The sequence below is a fragment of the Cobetia sp. UCD-24C genome (assembly GCF_001306765.1).
GTDB classification, from domain to species: Bacteria; Pseudomonadota; Gammaproteobacteria; order Pseudomonadales; family Halomonadaceae; genus Cobetia; species Cobetia amphilecti.
The window spans coordinates 120,244-135,310 of record NZ_LJTD01000006.1 but is presented as its reverse complement, the minus strand read 5'-3'; the positions used below and the strand labels follow the sequence as shown (position 1 = coordinate 135,310).

The following is a 15,067-nucleotide window of genomic DNA, read 5'->3' as shown; positions in this document are numbered from 1 at the left end:
ATCGCTCGTCTCAATGCAGCCTGAGCTGCTCACGGATCAGGCGAGCCAAAGTGACATTGGCGTTGGGCGCTGTCGTGTCGATATGGACCAGCTGACCATGCTCTTCTGGCGCAAATGGCTCGCGATTGGCCAATTGCTTGTCGAGCACTTCCAGACCCGCTTCGGAAGCCTCGCCACTGCGCTGACTACGCTTGATGATGCGCTTGCGCAGCGTCTCGTCATCGGCCTCGAAGCTGATCATCAGCACCGGCAGGCCACGGGCTTCTGCCTCATGACGCAGGCGGTCACGCTGCACCTTCTTCAGACAGGTGGCATCGATGCAGACGGGGATGCCCGATTCCAGCAGCGTGGCTGACAGATTCGAGAGTCGCTCATAGGTCGCATGGGTGGCCTGGGGGGTATAGATGCCGCCATTGAGCCCGGACTCGGTATCGGCATCCGCCGCAAAGCCATACAGGCGCTTGCGCTCCACATCGCTGCGAATGCGTACACCGCCCAGTTCACGCACCATCTCTTCGGTGAAGCGACTCTTGCCACTGCCGGAAACACCCACGCCGATGATCATGTAAGGGAAGCGGATCTCGCTATAACGCTCCGCCAGCCCGATATAGCGCTCGTACTCGGCCAGCACATCGGCGCGATCCGCTTCACACAGGTCCGGCTGGTGATAGCGAATCATCGCCACCTTGGCCCGGATCAGTGCGCGATAGATCTTGTAGTACGGCAGCAGGCGCACCAGCGAGTAATCGCCGGAGAGCTCGAGATAACGGTTGAGCGCATGATGGGCAAAGGCCTGCTCATCACGCGCTTCGAGATCCATCACCAGGAAGGCCAGGTCACAACCGACATCATTCCAGCGCAATTCTTCATTGAACTCGATGCCGTCAAACAGCAGGGCACGGCCTTCATGGCGCACGGCGTTACCCAGGTGGATATCGCCGTGAGTCTCACGCACGAAGCCTTCCTGCCAGCGACGCTCGAACTCGGGATTGAGGCGCTGGAAGGTCTCTTCGGTCCACTGCTTGAGCAGCGCGAGTCGCTTGATGGCCTCGGCATCATCACCGAGGCGCGGACGAATCAGCTCGAACTCGTTGTCGATGGTACGACTGACCATCTGCGGGCTACCCAGCTCGCTATCGCCCTGGATGCGCTCGGCCTGCTCGTGGAAGGCCACCAGCTGGTCGACCAGATCATCCAGCAATTCCAGCGACAGCTCGCCACTGGCCTGCAGGGCGCTGAACAGATGGCGATTGGAGAACTGGCGCATCTTGACCGCGTACTCGAAGACAGCACTGTCGTCTCCGATGCGCGGAGCTTCGGGCGTGCCCGAGATCGCCACGGTATCCAGGTACAGCGTCGGTGCCAGACGGCGGTTGAGGCGCACTTCCTGTTCACACAGGAGCTTGCGGCGCTCAAGGGTCGAGAAATCCAGGAAGCTGCCGAAATCCAGCGGCTTCTTGATCTTGTAGGCGTAGTCGCCGGTCAGCACGATCCACGAGATATGCGTCTCGTGCACTTCGATATCCTTCACGGGGTGATCGAAGCAATCGGCTGTGTGAAGGGCTCGAATCAAGGCCTGGCTCAAGGTCGTCTCCGCTAAGGCAAGCTGGCTATAAGGTCATTAGCGCAATCGCTATCGTTGGCGACAAGTGTACCGGATGGCAGCCCGCCCGGCAGCCTGCCGAGCGGGTTCCTGTCTGCGTTGGCCAACCCGCGGACTCAGGTACTGTCTCGCGTCGCACTCAGTTCGATGCGGACATCTGCGCAAAGACCCGCTCAGCCGCATCCAGCGTGGCCTGGATATCAGCATCGGTATGCGCCGCGGACATGAAGCCGGCTTCATAGGCGGACGGCGCCAGATAGACACCTTCGGCGAGCATCGCGTTGAAGAAGGTCACGAAATCCTGCTGACGGCAGCGCGTGGCGGAGGCGAAATTGCTGACCTCTGCGTCATCGGTGAAGAAGACACCGAACATGCCACCGGCATGCTGGGTGATCAGACGGATGCCTGCCGCCTTGGCACGGCTTTCCAGGCCTTCACACAGCATCTCGACCTTGCGTGAAAGCTCGGCGTGGAAGCCGGGCGCCTTGAGCTTGCGCAGCAGCGCGACGCCAGCGGCCATCGCCAGCGGATTGCCTGCCAGCGTCCCGGCCTGGTAGACCGGCCCCAGCGGCGAGAGGTGGTGCATGATCTCGCGCTTGCCGCCGAAGGCACCCACCGGCATGCCGCCGCCGACGATCTTGCCCAGGCAGGTCAGGTCCGGCGTGATGCCGTAATGCGCCTGAGCGCCACCCAGGGCGACACGGAAGCCCGTCATCACCTCATCGAGGATCAGCACGCTGCCGTGGGCATCGCACACTTCACGCAGGCTTTCGAGGAAGCCCGGAACCGGCGGGATGCAGTTCATGTTGCCGGCGACCGGCTCGACGATGATGCAGGCGATCTCGTCACCCAACTCGGCGAAGCAACGACGCACACCCTCGGCGTCGTTGTAGTCCAGCGTGATGGTGTGCTCGGCCAGCGAGGCCGGCACGCCCGGGGAGCTGGGCTCGCCATGGGTCAGCGCGCCGGAGCCGGCCTTGACCAGCAGCGAGTCGGAGTGACCGTGATAGTTACCCTCGAACTTGACGATCTTGTCGCGACCGGTGAAACCCCGCGCCAGGCGGATCGCCGACATGGTGGCTTCGGTACCGGAGTTGGTCATGCGCACCATGTCGAGGCTCGGCAGCATCTCGCAGATCAGCTCGGCCATCTCGGATTCGATCTCGGTGGGCGCACCGAAGGACAGACCGCTCTCGAGACGCTCGCGCACGGCGCTGAGCACATCTTCATCGGCGTGGCCGGTGATCATCGGTCCCCAGGAACCGACGTAATCGATATAGCGCGTGTTCTCCACATCGAACAGATACGCGCCCTTGGCATGGTCGATGAACACCGGCGGACGATGCAGTCCCTTGAAGGCGCGGACCGGCGAGTTGACGCCACCGGGAATATGACGGCTGGCGCGTTCGAACTGGGCAGCGGACGTGGTCATGACATACCTCTTGATAAGCGGCGAGCGGCCATCGGCCGCGAAAATGGAGAAAAGGGTGATCAGACACTAAGACGCTGTGGATAACGTGAATGCAGCTTGTCCACAGGCGATGAAACGGCCCGATAGCCTCGGGGCGGCAAGGAAGGTGTGGATAACCCGAATGCCGTCGATGGCGACAGCTTAACGCGACTCACGGGTGAGTTGCAGCCGCGTGAGCGCAAGGGGTGCCGGCATCGAAAGGGGCAATAGCGCTATCGCCAGGGCAGAAACTGGGCTCCGGGCAACGCACCTTTCCGCCCACGTTGCTGGCCATCGACGAGACTCTGCCAGGTGGCCTGCTGGGCAGCCTGCCATGCCGATGGCAACGTCATGCCACGTGCCAGACGCACCGCCAGGTGCGAGGCCAGTGTGCAGCCGCTGCCATGGAAGCTGCCAGTCAGTCGCGGGCAGTCCAGTGCGAGCGTGGTGTGGTCACGGCGATACAGACGATGGATCACCGACGGCTCAGCCAGCGAATCAGCATCGCGCTCGACAGGATCGGTACCGGTGACCAGCACGGCCCCGGCGCCTGCCGCCAGCAGATGCTCGGCGAGTTGGCCGTCGCCCGCCCCCGTGGGGCAGGCCGCCAGCCGCGCAAGCTCCGCGCGGTTGGGCGTGAGCACATCCACGTGCGGCAGCAAGCTCTCACGCGCCTGATGGATCAGCGACTCGGTGGAAAGCTCCAGCCCGCCGCCCGCCTTGAGCACCGGGTCCCACACCACGGGCAGCCCCGGCCAGCGCTGCTGGAGTTCCTCGATCAGCGTCACGCACGCCGTGAGCGCCGCTTCGCTGGCGAGCAGACCGATCTTGAGCGCGCCCGGGCGGAAGTCCTCACACAGGGTGCGGGCCATGGCGAGCATCGACTCGCCCGATTGCGGGATCACCGCCTGCACATTGCAGGAGTTCTGCACCGTCAGTGCGGTCGGCACCGTCAGCGCCCAGCCGCCACCGGCGCGGATCGCCTCGCTGTCAGCGACCAGACCCGCGCCGCCACTGGGATCATGCCCCGCCAATACCAGCACATAGGGCAGTTGCGCTGAGCACTCGGTCATGGCTGAACCATCCCTCAGAACGGTTTGACGATGACGCAGATGACGATCACCACCAGCATCAGCACCGGCACTTCATTGAAGAAGCGGAAGTAGCGCGAGGTTCTCTTGCAGGTATCGGCGGCGAACTGCTTCAGATACAGGCCACAGGCATGGTGATAACCGACCAGCAGCACGACCATGGTCAGCTTGAGGTGCATCCAGCCCATGCTCATGAAGCTCGGCACCAGCGCCAGCAGCCAGATCCCCAGCACCAGGGTCGCGATCATCGACGGCATCATGATGCCGCGATAGAGCTTGCGCTCCATGGTCTTGAAGTACTCGATGGCCTTGTGGTCGCCGGCATCACGCGCCTGGGCGTGATAGACGTACAGGCGCGGCAGATAGAAGAGGGCAGCAAACCAGCACACTACGGCAATCAGATGGAAAGCCTTAATCCACAGATACATGAGGGAGCTCCGTCAGTCAGGGTCGGGAAGGTCAGAAAGTGGACGCGCGGATGAAGCAATCGGATCGCCACGATGGCATGTGGCACCGCCAAGGCCCATGCGGTATGCGGTCGCGGCCAGGCGCGCGCAGAGCGAATTCACGCCTGAGAAGCAGCTGCCACGCCACGCTTCAGGGCGTATAGCGATAGTAGCTCTCTATTGCATCCCGCGTGATGATACCTGAAATCTTGCGAATCATCGGTGCGGTGGTGTGCTCGACATAGAGGGCATCGACATCGCTGGGCAGCAGCCGCTCATAGGCCTCGGACAAGGTAGCCTGCAGGTGAATGGGCGCGAGATCCAGACGCTGAGCGGGGATCTCGAGCAGGTCGAGCTCTTCCTGCTCCCGCCAGTGCTCATCCATCAGCACACGCACCAGATCCGCCGCCGGCAGCGCGACCATCGGCTTTTCCGGCGTCGAGCGCGTGACCACCAGCCAGACCGGCTTGCTGTCGAGCAGGGCGCGAGCGCGTTCACGCGTGATGCGGCGCGGCACGCTGACCAGCGAGCGTTCCATCACCGCCGGCACCGCCACCCGCGACAGCGCCTGCATCAATGGCTGCTGGAGCGGATGCAGGCCCTGCGCCGTCAGCGTCGAGATGAAGAAGCCCTGGCAGTGACACAGCTGGCGACAGGTCAGGCCTGCCACCACCACCGCCAGCATGCCGGGCAGGATGATATTCGGCGAATGCGTCAATTCGAGCAGTGCCATCAGGGCGGCCAGTGGCGCCTGGAGCACCGCGCCCATCATCGCCGCCATGCCGAGCAGGGCGTAAAGCGCGATGTCCGAGGCCTGGTCCGGCAACAGCCAGCCGCCCAGCATGCCCATCAATGCCCCGGCAGCGGCGCCCGCCACCACCACCGGACCAATGATGCCGATCGGCACGCCACAGGCCACGCACAGTGCCGACAGCACCAGCTTGCCGATCACCAGCGCCAACAGGATATCCAGCGCCAGCTGGCCGTCGAGCAGCTGGGCCAGGCTGTCATAGCCGATGCCTTGCACCTGGGGATACCACCACGCCACGACGGCCGTCGAGACCCCGACCAGCGCCATGCGCATCCCCCATGACAGGTGTGCCACGCGCGCCTGCTGACGTGCCAGATGCACGAAGCCCCCCGCCAGCAGGCCGATGACCAGCGCCGTGACGATGACCCAGGGCAGATCGAGCAGGGAATGCAGCAGCAGGGAGGGCACCGCGAAGGCCGGCGCCGAGCCGTAGACCATCTGCGTGACCACAGCGCCGGTGGTCGAGGCCAGAATCACCGGCATGAAGCCCATCAGGGTGTACTCCATCATCACCACTTCCATGGCGAAGATGACTCCCGCGATCGGCGTATTGAAGGAGGCGGAGATGCCCGCCGCCGTGCCGCAGGCGACCAGCACGCGCAGACTGTTGTTGGGCAGCTTGAGACGCTCGCCGATCCAGCTCGAGGCGCCGGCGCCCAGGTGAATTGCCGGGCCTTCACGCCCCGCCGACAGGCCGCCGAGCACGCTCACGACCCCGACCACGACCTGATTGAGCCAGGCACGCAGCGGCATCTTGCCCTGATGGTAGGTCAGGCGCTCGATGACATGACCGATGCCCAGCTTGCGCTGCGCCGGATGCTGTCGCCCCAGCACGATGCCGATCACCAGCACCGCCAGCAGCGGCAGCGAGGCGCGCACCCAGGGGGCAAGTCCCTCGAAGTTCTCCGGGTTGTCATCGGGCATGAAGCCCAGGGCACCGGCGCTCAACAGCAGGCGGAAGCCGACCATCAATGAGCCGGTCAGCAGCCCTGCCACCAGCCCCAACAGACACAGTTGCGGGAGTGCATCGACCGCCGCCAGCTTGCGCCGAAAATTGTCGAGACTGGGACGAGGCAGATGCGGACGCGTCAGGCGTGACACTCACGACTCCTTGAAGGCACTGGCAATGACAGAGGACATCCATGTCGGCAGCGCATTACTGCCCGCCTGACACCTGTGTATCATATCGATTGCGAACCGTCGCGACCGTGCGCAATCCGACAACCTCGGCACAGCATGGCGCAACGCCTGTCTCGCGCACAGGCCACCAAAGGTCGCAGCAGCAGATCGGACACAAGATTACATCTCGCATCAACAGGACACCGCCCGAAGGCGGGGAGGCAGCATGATCAAGGTAGGTATCGTCGGCGGCACCGGTTACACCGGAGTGGAACTCCTCAGGCTCCTGGCCAGCCACCCGCAGGTGGAAGTGACCGTGATCACCTCGCGAAGCGAGAAGGGCGTGCGTGTCGACGAGATGTACCCCAATCTGCGCGGCCACTACGACACCCTCGCGTTCAGCGAGCCGGATGCCGAGGTGCTGGCCGCCTGTGACGCCGTGTTCTTCGCCACGCCTCACGGTGTCGCTCACGCCCTGGCCGGCGATCTGCTGGCACGCGGCACGCGTGTCATCGACCTGTCCGCGGACTTCCGCATCAAGGACGCCGACGTCTGGGCCGAGTGGTATGGCCAGCCGCATGGCGCGCCGGAGCTGCTCGGCGAAGCCGTCTACGGCCTGCCGGAAGTCAATCGCGATGCCATCCGCGAAGCGCGCCTGATCGCGGTGCCGGGCTGCTACCCGACCTCCGTGCAGCTGGGACTGATCCCGCTGCTGGAAGCCGGCCTGATCGAGACCGACAACATCATCGCCGACTGCAAGTCCGCCGTCTCCGGCGCGGGTCGCGGTGCCAAGGTCGGCTCGCTGCTGTGTGAAGCCGGCGAGTCCATGAAGGCCTATGGCGCCTCCGGCCATCGTCATCTGCCGGAAATCACCCAGGGGCTGGACCTGGCAGCCGGCAGCGCGGTCGGTCTGACCTTCGTCCCGCACCTGACGCCGATGATCCGCGGCATCCACTCCACCCTCTATCCGCGTCTGAGCGGCTTCAGCGGCACGCTGGAAGATCTGCAGGCGCTGTTCGAGCAACGCTACGCCGATCATCCCGCCGTAGATGTCATGCCGCTGGGCAGCCATCCAGAGACGCGCAGCGTGCGGGGCACCAACCTGTGCCGCATCGCCCTGCATCGTCCGGGCAACGGCGACACCCTGGTAGTGCTGTCGGTGATCGACAACCTGGTCAAGGGCGCGTCAGGTCAGGCCATCCAGAACCTCAACCTGATGTTCGGTCTCGATGAGATGATGGGGATCGGCGCGCCGGCGATGATGCCCTGAACCGCCAGCGTACGCCCGCAAGGCAGCACGGCAGCACGGCAGACAAAGTTGACCCTTTTGCTCGGATATAGGGATAATAGGCGTCATTCCGTTCTCTATACCGTGCCGGGCGCTGTCTTCAGCGTCCGGCCTCCGACTCCTTCCAGGAGGCCCGCATGAGCGAAGCACAAAGCTTCATCCCCACGCCGTTGTACCTGTCCGAGCGCGCCAGTGCCCGGATTGCAGCGCTGCGCGCGGAAGAAGCCAACCCGGAGCTGCGTCTCAGGGTCTATGTCACTGGCGGCGGCTGTTCCGGCTTCCAGTACGGTTTCGATATCGCCACCGATCTGGCCGATGACGACACCGTGGTCGAGCTGGGCGAAGCCGCCATCGTGATCGACCCGCTGTCCTACCAGTATCTGGTCGGCTCGACGATCGACTATGAGGAAGGTCTGGCGGGCGCCCGCTTCATGATCCAGAACCCCAATGCCACCAGCACCTGTGGCTGCGGGTCTTCCTTCATGGTCTGATCATCGAGGGTCTGACCAGAGTGTGTCTGACCGTCAGGGCTGACAGGCCCGCGCACGACATTGGCGCCTTGCTGGCGCCTGATCGCCCCCTACCGGGGACCGGTAGGGGGCGATTTTTTTTCGTCATCTCAGTGGCTTGCAAGCTTCCCTTCGCCGCATGGCAGCGCCAGGAGGCTTGACGGGGTCCGGTGTGCTCGTCAATCTAAAAACGCTATACATCCTAAAACCTAAATATAAAGAGGAATGTAAAATGCGCAGATCTCACCTGCTGGCCTCCCTCTCTGGCCTCGCGGCCGCCACCTTCATGGCCAGCGCTGCCCACGCCGTCACCCTCAAGGCGGCGACCGACCCGAGCTTCGTGCCCTTCGAGATGCTCGACCAGGAAAGCGGCGAGATGGTCGGCTTCGATATCGACATCCTCAATGCCATCGGCGAGCGCGCCGGCTTCGATATCGACCTCAAGACCATGGACTTCAATGGCATCATCCCGGCCGTACAGACCGGTAGTGTCGATGTCGCCATTGCCGGCATCACCATCACCGAGGCGCGCGAGAAGATCGTCGACTTCACCGATCCCTACTATGACTCCGGCCTGCAGATTCTGACCTCGGCCAACAACGGCGACATCGAGGATATCGAGGGCCTGGAAGGCAAGAAGATCGGCACCAAGATCGGCTCCACCAGTTACGACTACCTCACCGCCAACCTTGGTGACTCCACCATCACGCCTTATCCGGGCAGCGCCGACATGTACATGGCCCTGATGTCCGGCAGCGTCGATGCCGTCTTCTACGATGCCCCCAACGTCGGCTACTTCGCCAAGACCAAGGGCAATGGACGCGTCAAGACGGTGGGGCCGCTCTATGAAGGCCAGCAATACGGCATCGCCTTCACCGAAGGCAGCGAGTGGACCGAGGCCGCCAACAAGGCGCTGGCCGAGATGAAGTCCGATGGCAGCTATGCCGAGATCTACCAGAAGTGGTTCGGCGCCATGCCCGGCGACAGCCAATAAGCCGCTTTCGACTCGCCTCAGACGCCCCACGTCGCGTAGTGCAGATCATCATCACGACATTTCGGCAGCGACAGCCTGCCGGAATGTCGGTCGTCTCGAACCTCCGGCGCGTCCAGCGGCGCATGAGAGGTTCGTGCCAAGGAGCCCCCCGTGGACGTTCAGTTCCAGTTTGATTGGCAGGCCGCACTCAATTCGGTGCCCTACCTGCTCGAGGGCATTCCCTGGACCCTCGCCATTTCCTTCGGTGGCCTCGCCATCGGCTTCGTGCTCGGCATCCTGTTCGGACTGCTGAGCCTGTCTCCCAGCCGGATCCTGCGCTGGGTCGCCACCGCCTATATCGAGATCTTCCGTGGCACCCCGGTGCTCGTCCAGGTGCTCTTCATCTTCTATGGCCTGCCGCAGATCATCGGTGGCCCCATCGATGCCCTGACCGCCGGCATCGCCGCGATCGCCTTGAACTCGGCGGCCTATATCTCGGAAATCGTGCGCGGTGGCGTGCAGTCCATCGCCCGTGGCCAGCGGGAAGCCGGCCTGTCACTCGGTCTTTCCACCCCGCAGACCTTCCGCTATGTCATCTGGCCCCAGGCGCTGCGCCGCATGATCCCTGCGCTGGGCAACCAGGGCATCGTCTCGATCAAGGACACCTCGCTGTTCTCGGTGATCGGCGTCGGTGAGCTGGTGCGTCAGGGGCAGATCTACATCGCCACGACCTTCAATGCGCTGGAAACCTACTTCATGGTCGCGCTGCTGTATCTGGTGATCACCCTCAGCCTGTCATTTGGCTTGCGGATGCTCGAGCGCCGCGGGTTGGTGGGCCAATGATGTCTCTCTGCCCCCCACACGCGACGGATATAGCCACGCCCTCTCTCCTTCTGCCTGATCTCTTTCCTCTGACGACCTTCCGGCATGCAGCGCCGGTTCGGAGTGCCCCATGACTGCCATCGTGAAGATGCACAAGCTCAACAAGCATTTCGGCAGCCTGCATGTCCTCAAGGACATCGAGCTCGAGGTCGCCCAGGGGGAGGTGGTGGTGATCATCGGGGCCAGTGGCTCCGGCAAGTCGACACTGATTCGCTGCGTGAACGGCCTGGAAGAGTTTCAGGACGGCAACATCGAGGTGGATGGGCACTCGCTGATCCCCCACGGCAAGAGCCACAGGGCGCTCAAGGCGATACGCACCGAAGTCGGTATGGTCTTCCAGCAGTTCAACCTCTTCCCGCACATGAGCGTGCGTGACAACGTCAGCCTGGCCCCCATCAAGGTCCGCGGTACCTCACGACCGGCGGCCGAGCAGCAAGCCGATACGCTGCTCGAGCGGGTCAATATCCTCGAGCAGGCCGACAAGTACCCGGGGCAACTCTCCGGCGGCCAGCAGCAACGCGTGGCCATTGCCCGCTCATTGGCGATGGAACCGCGCCTGATGCTGTTCGATGAGCCCACCTCGGCACTGGACCCGGAAATGATCGGCGAGGTACTCGATGTCATGCGCAAGCTGGCCCGCGAAGGCATGACGATGATGATCGTCACCCATGAAATGAGTTTTGCCCGTGAAGTGGCAGACCGGGTGGTGTTCATCCATCAGGGCAGCATCGTCGAGGAAGGCACGCCAGAGCAGGTCTTCGATACGCCGCAACATCCACGTACCCAGAGCTTCCTGGCCCGCGTACTGTCCCACTGAGCGCCTTCCACAAGGCTCGCTGAGCCACTAGTCAGACAAGCGTTGAGCACGTGAAGACCCTACCCGCTGCCATGCGTGCAGCGGGCATGCCCCGACCGTCAGGTCGGGGCATTTTTTTGTCCTCAGAGAGGCTTGCGAGCCCTGCGGATCGCCAAACGATGAAAAATCTTCTCTCCCCGCGCCATCTGTCGGCATTTCGAGAAGAAAAAAACGAATTTTTTTGGCCCCGGCCACCCCCTTGCCAGGTCACGCAAACACGCCTTGGCGCTCGAAGGAATGACGCTTTCCCCGCCTGGCAGTCCTCGCTGAGGCGTCGCTTTAGCTGGTGAAAAACAGGGATAAATCAGGGGACTAGCCGGAAAACCACACGAGGATAACGTGCACCGTGAGCCGCTGGAGCAGCGTTCAGGCAGTCTCAGCGGCCGACACGGGCAAAACAAGCGAAAAAGTATCCACAGACTGGGGCGTGTAGCGTCATTGGCACCATTGGCGAGGGCTGTAGCCATTCACGCACCACTTATCCCATGACTGTCTACAGCCTTGGGCAGCGCAGGAAATCGACATTTGCCTCTGTGGACATTTTCCGGCATTATCCGCGGCCTTCTTGCCGTCAAGCCATGCAGCACTAGGGGTTGTGGGTAACAACGCCACTTGTGCACAGCTGGGCAGAAAAGTCGGGTACCAGCTCGGTATGAATCAGGGGATAATCGGGGCTGTGGACAAGGGCGCATTTCATCCACAGGAAGCGACCGGTGGCGTCCTCAGGTACTCCGCATTTTCTCCCCAACTATATCAACATCGTAAGCTTTTGATTTGTAACAGATAAAGTCGATTTCCCACTGATTTTGTCCACAACAGTAGTTACAACATCAACAGAACCCCTTTTTCTTTTCTTTATATAATCTTGTTATCCGGAAACCCGAAGGACGGACCGAGACCTCACGATCGACCTGGCGTGAACTCGCCGAATCCGAAGTGTTCGGGATAACGAACGGCTGTCTGGGTAGCGCATCCCTCGCCGGAAAATCGACGCGTCGTATCCGCAAGACTCGTGAATCGCCGCGGCGTGGATTGATGCTCCAGAAGAAACAACCCGGGCATTCGCTCATGGGCTGCCAGGGCAAGGCGCTGTGGAAAACTCCTGACGCTTACCCACAGGCGGTTTATACTGTGCGGCCCGGACGTCATCCTGCTGGCTTGCAAGCTCCCTCACCGGTCGAGCACATGCCTTCGGCGACGGACATCATTCGCCATGCCGTCTGGCAGTCCTTGATTCATCCAGGCATCGATTCATCGCCCTGCCTGGCCGATTTGCCTGCTTCGCCAACCAGCGAACAGCGCTTCACCCAAGTTTCGTGATACCCCGAGGTGCCAACGTGGATTACCCGAACCGCTTTGACGTGATCGTCATCGGCGGCGGTCATGCCGGTACGGAAGCCGCACTGGCTGCTGCCCGCATGGGCCGTCAGACCCTGCTGCTGACCCATAACATCGAGACGCTGGGCCAGATGTCCTGCAATCCCGCCATCGGCGGGATCGGCAAGAGCCATCTGGTCAAGGAGATCGATGCGCTGGGCGGTGCCATGGGCCTGGCCACCGACATGGCGGGTATCCAGTTCCGTACCCTGAATGCCCGCAAGGGGCCGGCAGTGCGTGCCACTCGCGCACAGGCTGACCGGGCGCTGTACAAGGCCGCGATCCGCAACGTGCTGGAAAACCAGCCGAACCTGACGCTGTTCCAGCAGGGTGCGGAAGACCTGATCGTCGAAGGCGAGACCGTGCGGGGGGTCGTCACCCAGACCGGGATCCGCTTCCACGCCACCACGGTGGTGCTGGCGACCGGGACCTTCCTCGGCGGCGTGATCCACATCGGCCTGGATAACCATGCCGGTGGCCGTGCCGGTGATCCGCCCGCCAATGGCCTGGCATCGCGTCTGCGTGAACTGCCGTTCCGCGTCGATCGCCTCAAGACCGGCACCCCGCCGCGCATCGATGCCAAGAGCGTCGACTTCAGCAAGATGGAAGCCCAGCCGGGTGATACGCCGCGTCCGGTGATGTCCTACATGGGCAGCCGTGAGATGCAGCCGGAGCAGGTCAACTGCTACATCACGCACACCAACGAGCGCACTCACGAGATCATCTTCGCCAATCTCGACCGCTCGCCGATGTACTCCGGCGTCATCGATGGCATCGGGCCGCGTTACTGCCCGTCCATCGAGGACAAGGTGCACCGCTTCGCCGACAAGAACAGCCACCAGGTCTTCATCGAGCCGGAAGGCCTGAATACCCATGAGCTGTATCCCAACGGCATCTCCACCTCGCTGCCCTTCGATACGCAGCTCGAGGTGGTGCGCTCGATCCGTGGCATGGAGAACGCGCACATCACGCGTCCCGGCTACGCCATCGAGTACGATTTCTTCAATCCCCAGGACCTGCATCACTCCCTGGAGACGCGTTTCATCAAGAACCTGTACTTCGCCGGTCAGATCAACGGCACCACCGGCTATGAAGAAGCCGGTGCCCAGGGGCTGCTGGCGGGCGTCAATGCCGCCTTGCGCGCCACTGACGACGAGTCCTGGCATCCGCTGCGAGACGAGGCCTACACCGGTGTGATGGTCGATGACCTGATCACCCTCGGCACGCGCGAGCCGTACCGCATGTTCACCTCGCGCGCCGAATATCGCCTGCTGCTGCGTGAGGACAATGCCGATCTGCGTCTGACCGCCAAGGGGCGCGAGCTGGGCCTGATCGATGACGCCCGCTGGGAAGCCTTCGATCGCAAGCGTGAAGCCATCGCCCGCGAGACCGCGCGTCTCGAGAGCACCTGGCTGACGCCGAAGAGCCCGGAACTGGCCCCGTTGAGCGACAAGCTCAGCTCGCCGCTCAAGCGCGAAGCCAGCCTGATGGAACTGCTCAAGCGTCCGGAGCTCGAGTATCCGGATGTGGCAGGCCTGAAAGGGGAAGGGGTCGACGACTGGCGCATCGCCGAACAGGTACAGATCACTGCCAAGTACGCAGGCTATATCCAGCGTCAGCAGGAAGAGATCGACCGCCTGCGCCGTCACGAGCACACCGAACTGCCGACCAGCCTCGATTATGATTCCGTCGATGGTCTCTCCAACGAGATCAAGCAGAAGCTCAACGAAGCGCGCCCGGCGACGCTGGCCCAGGCCGGTCGCATTTCCGGTGTCACGCCGGCAGCTGTCTCTATCCTGTTGATTCACTTGAAGAAGCGTCAGCTGATCAAGGCGGAGACACCCGCAGATGCCGCAACGGCTGACACGGGAGCCGCGCAATGAGCCAGACGCTCAACGAGACACAGCGTGAACGTTGCGCTCAGCTGCTCAGTCGTGGTGCCAGCGCCATGGGAGTGGCGCTGAGCGAGGAACAGCACGCCCAGCTGATGACGTTGCTGGTGCTGTTGCACAAGTGGAATCGCGCCTATAACCTCACCGCGGTACGTGAGCCGGAGGCGATGGTGACTCGCCATCTGCTCGACAGCCTCAGTGTGCTGCCTTATATCAGTGGGCCACGTCTTCTGGATGTCGGCGCCGGCCCGGGCCTGCCCAGCATCGTGATCGCGATCATGCGTCCCGACATCGCCGTCGTGCCGCTGGATTCGAATGGCAAGAAGGTGCGCTTCCAGATTCAGGCCGGCCACGAACTGGGCCTCAAGAATCTGAGCCCGACCCAGGTCCGCATCGAAGCCTATGATGGTGCGCCGTTCGAACAGATCATCTCGCGTGCCTTCGCCGATACCGATGCCTTCGTCAATCTGTCGGCGGCCGTGCTCGCCGAGGGCGGCGAATGGCTGGCCATGAAAGGGCGCATCCCCAGTGATGAGATTGCCCGCCTGCCGATGGGTGTCTCGCTGGTCGAGACATTGGTGCTGGAAGTGCCGGGCGAGGAAGGGGAGCGTCACCTTCTGCGCCTCAAGCGCGACTGATAAAGCGCCTCAAGGCGTGCGCAGGGATTGTGCCGGGCGCAAAAGGCAGGCAGCCTGATGTTTTCACGAGGGCAGATCATTGATCTGTCCTCGTGAGCATGTGGCTGGTGCCAATGGCCCCGCTTCTCAAGG

The 15,067-nt window shown here is 62.8% G+C and carries 13 protein-coding genes; 8 read left to right on the top strand and 5 right to left on the bottom strand.

Annotated elements, in window-relative coordinates; translation table 11 throughout:
• Window positions 1–10 precede the first annotated feature (10 nt).
• The 5 genes from AOG28_RS10350 to AOG28_RS10330 all read right to left on the bottom strand — a co-directional run bounded on the left by AOG28_RS10350 (window position 11) and on the right by AOG28_RS10330 (window position 6,493).
• The gene (locus AOG28_RS10350; protein ID WP_225996598.1) at window positions 11–1,573 is read right to left on the bottom strand and encodes a bifunctional aminoglycoside phosphotransferase/ATP-binding protein; all 1,563 of its coding nucleotides are present in this window, start codon (window positions 1,571–1,573) and stop codon (window positions 11–13) included.
• Between the two features lie 169 nt (window positions 1,574–1,742).
• Window positions 1,743–3,035 (bottom strand): glutamate-1-semialdehyde 2,1-aminomutase, encoded by a 1,293-nt coding sequence (gene hemL, locus AOG28_RS10345; protein ID WP_043331681.1) that lies wholly within the window; start codon window positions 3,033–3,035, stop codon window positions 1,743–1,745.
• Between the two features lie 251 nt (window positions 3,036–3,286).
• Window positions 3,287–4,126 carry a bifunctional hydroxymethylpyrimidine kinase/phosphomethylpyrimidine kinase gene (thiD, locus tag AOG28_RS10340; protein ID WP_054556366.1) on the bottom strand — a complete coding sequence of 280 codons (840 nt, stop codon included), beginning with the start codon at window positions 4,124–4,126 and terminating at the stop codon, window positions 3,287–3,289.
• Between the two features lie 14 nt (window positions 4,127–4,140).
• Window positions 4,141–4,572 (bottom strand): protoporphyrinogen oxidase HemJ, encoded by a 432-nt coding sequence (gene hemJ, locus AOG28_RS10335; protein ID WP_043331686.1) that lies wholly within the window; start codon window positions 4,570–4,572, stop codon window positions 4,141–4,143.
• Between the two features lie 169 nt (window positions 4,573–4,741).
• The gene (locus AOG28_RS10330) at window positions 4,742–6,493 is read right to left on the bottom strand and encodes a chloride channel protein (protein WP_152965405.1); all 1,752 of its coding nucleotides are present in this window, start codon (window positions 6,491–6,493) and stop codon (window positions 4,742–4,744) included.
• 253 nt (window positions 6,494–6,746) lie between these two features.
• On the opposite strand from AOG28_RS10330, the gene argC reads away from it, so the two are divergent.
• The 8 genes from argC to rsmG all read left to right on the top strand — a co-directional run bounded on the left by argC (window position 6,747) and on the right by rsmG (window position 14,935).
• A complete protein-coding gene (gene argC / locus AOG28_RS10325) occupies window positions 6,747–7,790 on the top strand; it encodes an N-acetyl-gamma-glutamyl-phosphate reductase (RefSeq protein WP_054556364.1) in 1,044 nt (347 codons plus the stop codon).
• A 155-nt stretch (window positions 7,791–7,945) separates the two neighbouring features.
• Window positions 7,946–8,299: an iron-sulfur cluster insertion protein ErpA gene (erpA, locus tag AOG28_RS10320; RefSeq protein WP_043331693.1), complete on the top strand. Its 354-nt coding sequence runs from the start codon at window positions 7,946–7,948 to the stop codon at window positions 8,297–8,299.
• Between the two features lie 250 nt (window positions 8,300–8,549).
• Window positions 8,550–9,311, top strand: a complete 762-nt coding sequence (locus AOG28_RS10315; protein WP_043331694.1) for a transporter substrate-binding domain-containing protein — start codon at window positions 8,550–8,552, stop codon at window positions 9,309–9,311.
• A gap of 150 nt (window positions 9,312–9,461) precedes the next feature.
• Complete coding sequence (locus tag AOG28_RS10310) at window positions 9,462–10,133, top strand: amino acid ABC transporter permease (protein WP_043331697.1); 672 nt, start codon at window positions 9,462–9,464, stop codon at window positions 10,131–10,133.
• 109 nt (window positions 10,134–10,242) lie between these two features.
• Window positions 10,243–10,989 carry an amino acid ABC transporter ATP-binding protein gene (locus AOG28_RS10305; protein WP_054556363.1) on the top strand — a complete coding sequence of 249 codons (747 nt, stop codon included), beginning with the start codon at window positions 10,243–10,245 and terminating at the stop codon, window positions 10,987–10,989.
• A 1,074-nt stretch (window positions 10,990–12,063) separates the two neighbouring features.
• Window positions 12,064–12,348, top strand: coding sequence for a hypothetical protein (locus tag AOG28_RS18230; protein ID WP_152965399.1), 285 nt, complete (start codon window positions 12,064–12,066; stop codon window positions 12,346–12,348).
• A gap of 17 nt (window positions 12,349–12,365) precedes the next feature.
• The gene (mnmG, locus tag AOG28_RS10300; RefSeq protein WP_054556362.1) at window positions 12,366–14,288 is read left to right on the top strand and encodes a tRNA uridine-5-carboxymethylaminomethyl(34) synthesis enzyme MnmG; all 1,923 of its coding nucleotides are present in this window, start codon (window positions 12,366–12,368) and stop codon (window positions 14,286–14,288) included.
• Window positions 14,285–14,935, top strand: a complete 651-nt coding sequence (gene rsmG, locus AOG28_RS10295) for a 16S rRNA (guanine(527)-N(7))-methyltransferase RsmG (RefSeq protein ID WP_043331700.1) — start codon at window positions 14,285–14,287, stop codon at window positions 14,933–14,935. The genes mnmG and rsmG overlap by 4 nt, the downstream gene beginning before the upstream one ends.
• Window positions 14,936–15,067 lie beyond the last annotated feature (132 nt).